Consider the following 6,347-nt stretch of genomic DNA (forward strand, 5'->3'; position numbering starts at 1 on the left):
AAGAGATCAGTGAGAGCGCCTTAGATCCGGAAACTACCCACCAACTGCTTCAACCGCGCAGCCTGCTGCTCCAGATCCGCACAAGCGCGCAATGTCGCCTGCAGGTTCTCCACACCTTCCTGGTTCAGTGTGTTGATCTCGTTGATGTCGACGTTGATCGACTCGACCACCGCCGTCTGCTCTTCGGTCGCGGTCGCCACCGACTGGTTCATGCCGTCGATCTCGCCGATGCGCTGGGTCACGCTTTCCAGGCGTTCGCCGGCCTGGTTGGCGATGCCGACGCTGCTTTCGCTCTCGCGCTGGCTCTCGGTCATGATGCCGACCGCCTGACGCGCGCCGACCTGCAGCTCTTCGATCATGCTCTGCACTTGCTGCGCCGAGTCCTGGGTGCGGTGCGCCAGGTTGCGAACTTCGTCGGCGACCACGGCGAAACCGCGACCGGCCTCACCGGCACGGGCCGCTTCGATGGCGGCGTTGAGCGCCAGCAGGTTGGTCTGCTGGGAGATGCTGGTGATCACTTCCAGAATCTGCCCGATGTTCACGGTGTTGCTGTTCAGGGTTTCGATGTTGCCGCAGGAGTCGCTGATCTTCGCCGACAGTTGCTGCATTGCGTGGATGGTTTTATCCACAACCTGCTGGCCGTCGACCGCCAGGCTGCGTGCGTCGCTGGAGTGTTGCGAGGCGAGGGCGGCGTTCTGGGCGATTTCCTGGGCTGCGGCGCCGAGTTGGTTGATCGCGGCGGCCACGCTGTTGGTGCGCGAGGCCTGCTGGTCGGAGTTGAACATCGACGAGTTGGACGCCGCGACCACGCGCAGGGCGACTTCGTTGACCTGCCCGGTGGCCGAAGACACTTCGCGGATCGAGGTGTGGATACGCTCGACGAAACGGTTGAACGACAAGCCCAGCGCGCCGAACTCGTCGTGGCCGTGGATGGTCAGGCGTTTGGTCAAGTCACCTTCGCCCTCGGCGATGTCATGCATGGCGCGACCCATGGTCAGCAGCGGTTGCATCAGCACGCGGATCAGCATGCCGAGCAGGGCGATGATGATCACCACGGCGATGACCATGGCGATCAGCGCCGAGGTGCGGAACTCGCTGAGCATCGAGAACGCGGTGTCTTTGTCCAGCACCAGGGCCACGTACCAGTCGGCCGACGGCACGCCGTTGACGCGGGTGAAGGAGATCAGCTGGGTCTTGCCGTCGAACTCGACTTCCTTCAGGCCCGGGCTGACCTTTGGCGCGCCGTTGGGATAGGCCTCGGCCAGGGTCTTGAGCACCAGTTTGCTGTCCGGGTGGATCAGGATCTTACCGTCGGCACTGACGATGAACGCGTGGCCGTGGCCGCCGAAGTTCAGCGAGTTGATGATCGCGCTGACGCTGGTGAGGTCGATGTCGGCGCCGGCCACACCGATCATCTGGCCCTGGCGCTGCACCGGGGTGGCGACGGTGATCACCAGCTTGCCCGACGACGCGGCGATGTACGGTTCAGTGACGATGGTCTGCTGGGCGCTGTTCGCGGCCTTGTACCAGCCACGGGCGCGCGGATCGTAATCCGGCGCGCGATTGCCGGCCGGGACCGAGAACATCACGCCGTCGGCGCCGCCGAAATAGCTGAGCTGGAAATTGCCGGTGTAGGCGGGCAGGTCGATGATGCGTTTCAGGCTGGCCGGGGCGCTGCCGTCGGCGACAACCTGCTGCGACATCGATTGCAGCAACTGGATGCGGCTTTCCAGCCAGGTCTGGATGTTGCTGGTGGTCAGGCTGCCCAGTTCCTGCATGGACGCTTCGGTGCTGCTTTGCAGGGCTTCGCGTTGTCGATAGTCGTTGAACAAAATGAAACAGGCGAACGCTACGGCCACCACGAGGGCGGCAGCCAACAAGATCTTGTGGCTGAATTTCATGTTTCTGGTCATTAAGTGAGCTACCGCGAAGGGGCTGGTCAAGAAAGGGCGGCAATTTGCCACACTCTCGGGCTTTGCGCTGCTCTTATTTCGACCGCCGCGCGACAAAGATGAGGACGCTTTTGTTAAAGGCGACGAAATGCTCAATAGCCCTACAAAGTGTCTGATTTACCGATGAATGCCGGACGAGCGGGCCAATAAATAGCCACCTGCCGAGGGAACCAGACAGGGGTTTTCTCTTCTAAGCTTCTGGTTGGCGCCAGGCCATCCCCCTTCCGTTCCAGGAGTTACACCATGTCGCTGCGATCTATCGCCCTTCTGTCGTTTTGCGTGCTGTTGGCCGCATGCAGCAAGGTCAATCAGGAAAACTACTCGAAGCTCTCGACCGGCATGGCCAAGGCCGAAGTGGAGACGCTGCTCGGCAAGCCCACTGATTGCTCGGGCGCGCTCGGCATGTCCAGTTGCACCTGGGGCGACAAGAACAGCTTTATCAGCGTGCAGTACGCCGGTGACAAAGTGTTGATGTTTTCCGGCCAAGGCCTGAAGTAAACCGGGGCTACGCGCCCACGGGAGAAAAACAATGAAGCGGTTATTGCTTGTCCTTTTTGCCGGCCTGGTACTGGCCGGCTGCGCCACCACCGGTGAAGATCCGCTGGCGCCCAAGACAGTCCACAGCGTCAATCTCAAGCGTTATCAGGGTACCTGGTACGAGCTGGCGCGACTGCCGATGTATTTCCAGCGCAATTGCGCACAATCCGAAGCCCGTTACACGCTCGAATCGGACGGCAACCTCGGCGTGTTCAACCGTTGCCTGACCAAGGACTGGCAATGGGAAGAGGTCAAGGGCACGGCTTATCCACAGGTGCCGGGCAAGACCGACAAATTGTGGGTCGAGTTCGATACCTGGTTCTCGCGGCTGATTCCGGGTTCGGCGAAGGGCCAATACTGGGTGCTGTACGTCAGCGACGACTACAAGACTGCCATCGTTGGCGACCCGAGCCGTCGCTACCTGTGGCTGTTGTCGCGCACGCCGACCGTGAATGGTGTGGTGCGCGAAGAACTGCTGAGCAAGGCGCGCCAGCAGGGTTACGACACCACGCGGTTGATCTGGCGGGCATCGGATCAGCAGATGGCCAAGACGTCCAACTGACGCACAACAAAAAACCTGTGGAGGTTGCCCTCCACAGGTTTTTTTGTGTCAGCCCAAAAGGTCTCGCAGGACCTGGGTGAAGGCGCGATTGCTGTCCTCTTCCCCGGCATGTCGACCGTCACGAACGACCCACTGACCGTTGACCAGCACGTCACGCACCTGACGATCACCACCGGCAAACAGCCAGCGGTTGAGGATCCCGTCGCCGCTGGCCGTGGCCAGGTACGGATCGCTGCCATCGAGCACAATCCAGTCGGCGCGTTTGCCGACCTCCAGCGCGCCGATCGGCTGGCCCAGCGCCTGAGCGCCACCGTCCAGTGCGGCGTCATACAACGTGCGGCCAACCATCGGCTGATCCGCGCCATACAAGCGGTTGCGTCGCTGATCGCGCAGACGCTGGCCGTATTCCAGCCAACGCAATTCTTCCACCACGCTCAACGACACATGGCTGTCGGAACCGATGCCCATGCGCCCGCCCTGAGCGAGGAAATCCACCGCCGGGAAAATCCCGTCACCGAGGTTGGCCTCGGTGGTCAGGCACAGACCTGCAATGGCGCGACTCTTGGCCATCAGCGTGACTTCTTCCGGATTGGCGTGGGTCGCGTGGACCAGGCACCAGCGCTGATCGACCTCGGTGTTTTCGTACAGCCATTGCAGCGGACGGCGACCGCTCCAGCTGAGGCAGTCATCGACTTCTTTCTGCTGTTCGGCGATGTGGATGTGCACCGGGCATTGCTTGTCGCTGGCTGCCAGCACTTCGCTGATCTGCTGCGGGGTGACTGCGCGCAACGAGTGGAAACACAATCCCAGCGACTGGGCCTTCTGCTGCGCCAGCAACGGTTGCAGGCGCGATTGCAGTTTCAGGTAGTTTTCGGTGCTGTTGATGAAGCGGCGCTGGCCTTCGTTCGGCGTCTGGCCACCGAAGCCGCTGTGGCTGTAGAGCACCGGCAACAGAGTCAGGCCGATACCGGCGGAGCTGGCGGCCTGGCTGATGCGCAACGCCAGCTCCGCCGGATCGGCGTACGGCTGACCGTTGTGATCGTGGTGGACGTAATGGAATTCGGCGACCGAGGTGTAACCGGCCTTGAGCATTTCGATGTACAGCTGACGGGCAATCACACCGAGCTGGTCCGGGCTGATTTTTCCGACGAGCCGGTACATCAGATCGCGCCAGGTCCAGAAACTGTCATTGGGATTGCCGGCCACTTCCGCCAGCCCGGCCATCGCTCGCTGGAACGCGTGAGAGTGCAGATTCGGCATGCCCGGCAGCAGCGGACCGCTCAGCCGTTCGGCGCCGTCTGCGGTGGAATCGGCCTGGATTCGGGTCAATACGCCGTCGGCGCTGACCTCGAGACGTACATTGTTGGCCCATCCGTTAGGCAGCAGCGCGCGTTCGGCAAAGAAGGCGGACATGGTTCAGCACCCCATCGTGTGTTATTTGTATATACATATACAGACGTTTGCCTGCCCGGTAAACTCCGGCAAGCTAGCAACCTTATCCAATGAACAGGGATCCAACGTGCCGACTCCGCCTCCAGTTTCTCCGTTGGCCGCGAACATGGGCGACAGTCCGGCGCCCTTGTACGCCCGCGTCAAACAGATGATTACCCAGCAGATCGACAGTGGTAACTGGCCGCCGCATTACCGCGTGCCGTCGGAAAGCGAGCTGGTCAGCCAGCTGGGTTTCAGCCGCATGACCATCAACCGCGCGCTGCGCGAGATGACCGCCGACGGTCTGCTGGTGCGCATGCAAGGCGTCGGCACCTTCGTCGCCGAGCCGAAGAGTCAGTCCGCGCTGTTCGAAGTGCACAACATCGCCGACGAAATCGCCTCCCGTGGCCATCGCCACACCTGCCAGGTGATCACTCTGGAGGAAGAGGCCGCCGGTTCCGAACGCGCCCTGGCGCTGGATATGCGCGAAGGGCAGAAGGTGTTCCACTCGCTGATCGTGCATTACGAAAACGACATTCCGGTGCAGATCGAAGACCGTTTCGTCAACGCGCTGGTCGCCCCGGAATACCTCAAGCAGGACTTCACCCTGCAAACGCCATACGCCTATCTGAACCAGGTTGCGCCGCTGACCGAAGGCGAGCATGTGGTCGAAGCGATCCTCGCCGAGCCCTCCGAATGCAAACTGCTGCAGATCGAAAAAGGCGAGCCGTGCCTGCTGATCCGTCGCCGTACCTGGTCGGGCCGTCAGCCGGTAACCGCTGCGCGCCTGATTCACCCTGGTTCCCGTCATCGTCTGGAAGGTCGGTTCCATAAATGAAAGAGTTGAAGGTTTTACGCGCCGAAGGCTACCCGCGCATGCCGTGGAAAAACGGCGGCGGCAGCACCGAAGAAATCACCCGTGACGCCGGTGCCGGCCTAGACGGTTTCGGCTGGCGGCTGTCGATTGCCGACATCGCCGAATCCGGTGGTTTCTCGACGTTCACCGGTTATCAACGGGTGATCACGGTGTTGCAGGGCGACGGCATGACTCTGTGCGTCGACGGTGACGACACCCGGCCGCTGTTACCCCTCGACCCGTTTGCCTTCAGCGGTGAAAGCCAGGTGTCCTGCACCTTGCTCGGCGGTGCTATCCGCGATTTCAACCTGATCTATGCGCCGCAGCGTTACAGCGCGCGCTTGCAGTGGCTGGAGGGCGAGCAACGATTTTTCAGCTCCGCCAGCACCGTTCTCGTTTTCAGTGTCAGCGAGCTGCTGCAAGTAAAGGTCGGTGAAAGCGCTGCGCAACTTGGCCGGCATGACTGCCTGCAACTGGACGGCAACACCGGTCTGGTGGAATTCGCCGTCAACGCGGGCTGCTGTGTGATTGAACTGGCTGCGCACTGATCCGATTCTTGAAAAACCGCCGCTTTGAACAGTGCCTGTAGGGGCTGTTGAGAGCGGCGGTTTTTTTATCCCGACGTTCCCGAACGCGCACCAACTTGTTACCGAACGCCCCAGCGTGGCGCAAAACCACGCACATGAACTCGCCTTCCGCTTGTTCAAACCCACCCCGCGAAAAAATTCATACACGCCGCAACCCTTGATTCAGGCGTCCTCCAGCCATGGCCGGCATTTTTGTTGAACAGCCCTCCAACAAGTTGGCCGCTCGATTGCATATGCTTGTATGTACAAGTAAAGACGTATGCGTATGAGTCGTCAGAGGTTCTCCGCAGCGTCCCTGATTCGCTTGTCGCGCATTGAAGCGCACAAGCCGCTTGCCCATCGCCAGGGTTGGTTTGAATTGATCGCTGAGGAGTCTTTTTCGTGACTGACGCAAAAACTACTAAATTCCGTGACGTTGAAAT

The 6,347-nt window shown here is 60.9% G+C and carries 6 protein-coding genes and 1 pseudogene; 4 read left to right on the forward strand and 3 right to left on the reverse strand.

The annotated features are described in order from the left end of the window. Positions 1-20 precede the first annotated feature (20 nt). Positions 21-785, reverse strand: coding sequence for a methyl-accepting chemotaxis protein (locus DXT77_RS30425; protein WP_371320915.1), 765 nt, complete (start codon positions 783-785; stop codon positions 21-23). A 93-nt stretch (positions 786-878) separates the two neighbouring features. After that, a pseudogene (locus tag DXT77_RS30430) lies at positions 879-1,913 on the reverse strand (cache domain-containing protein); the annotation flags it as partial. A 282-nt stretch (positions 1,914-2,195) separates the two neighbouring features. Here DXT77_RS30430 and DXT77_RS18325 point away from each other — a divergent pair. Continuing rightward, the gene (locus DXT77_RS18325; RefSeq protein ID WP_119428670.1) at positions 2,196-2,450 is read left to right on the forward strand and encodes a hypothetical protein; all 255 of its coding nucleotides are present in this window, start codon (positions 2,196-2,198) and stop codon (positions 2,448-2,450) included. 31 nt (positions 2,451-2,481) lie between these two features. Next, the gene (locus DXT77_RS18330; protein WP_085712791.1) at positions 2,482-3,051 is read left to right on the forward strand and encodes a lipocalin family protein; all 570 of its coding nucleotides are present in this window, start codon (positions 2,482-2,484) and stop codon (positions 3,049-3,051) included. A gap of 48 nt (positions 3,052-3,099) precedes the next feature. Here the strand turns inward: DXT77_RS18330 and DXT77_RS18335 are convergent, their stop codons facing one another. After that, on the reverse strand, positions 3,100-4,464 hold the full coding sequence (locus DXT77_RS18335; RefSeq protein WP_119428671.1) for a formimidoylglutamate deiminase: 1,365 nt from the start codon (positions 4,462-4,464) through the stop codon (positions 3,100-3,102). A gap of 145 nt (positions 4,465-4,609) precedes the next feature. Here DXT77_RS18335 and hutC point away from each other — a divergent pair, with 145 nt between their 5' ends. Beyond that, positions 4,610-5,320, forward strand: a complete 711-nt coding sequence (hutC, locus tag DXT77_RS18340; RefSeq protein ID WP_162803449.1) for a histidine utilization repressor — start codon at positions 4,610-4,612, stop codon at positions 5,318-5,320. Continuing rightward, positions 5,317-5,886 carry a HutD family protein gene (locus tag DXT77_RS18345; protein WP_119428672.1) on the forward strand — a complete coding sequence of 190 codons (570 nt, stop codon included), beginning with the start codon at positions 5,317-5,319 and terminating at the stop codon, positions 5,884-5,886. Before hutC ends, DXT77_RS18345 begins: the two co-directional genes overlap by 4 nt. Positions 5,887-6,347 lie beyond the last annotated feature (461 nt).

The organism is Pseudomonas sp. 91RF (assembly GCF_003576265.1).
Classification (GTDB): Bacteria; Pseudomonadota; Gammaproteobacteria; order Pseudomonadales; family Pseudomonadaceae; genus Aquipseudomonas; species Aquipseudomonas kribbensis.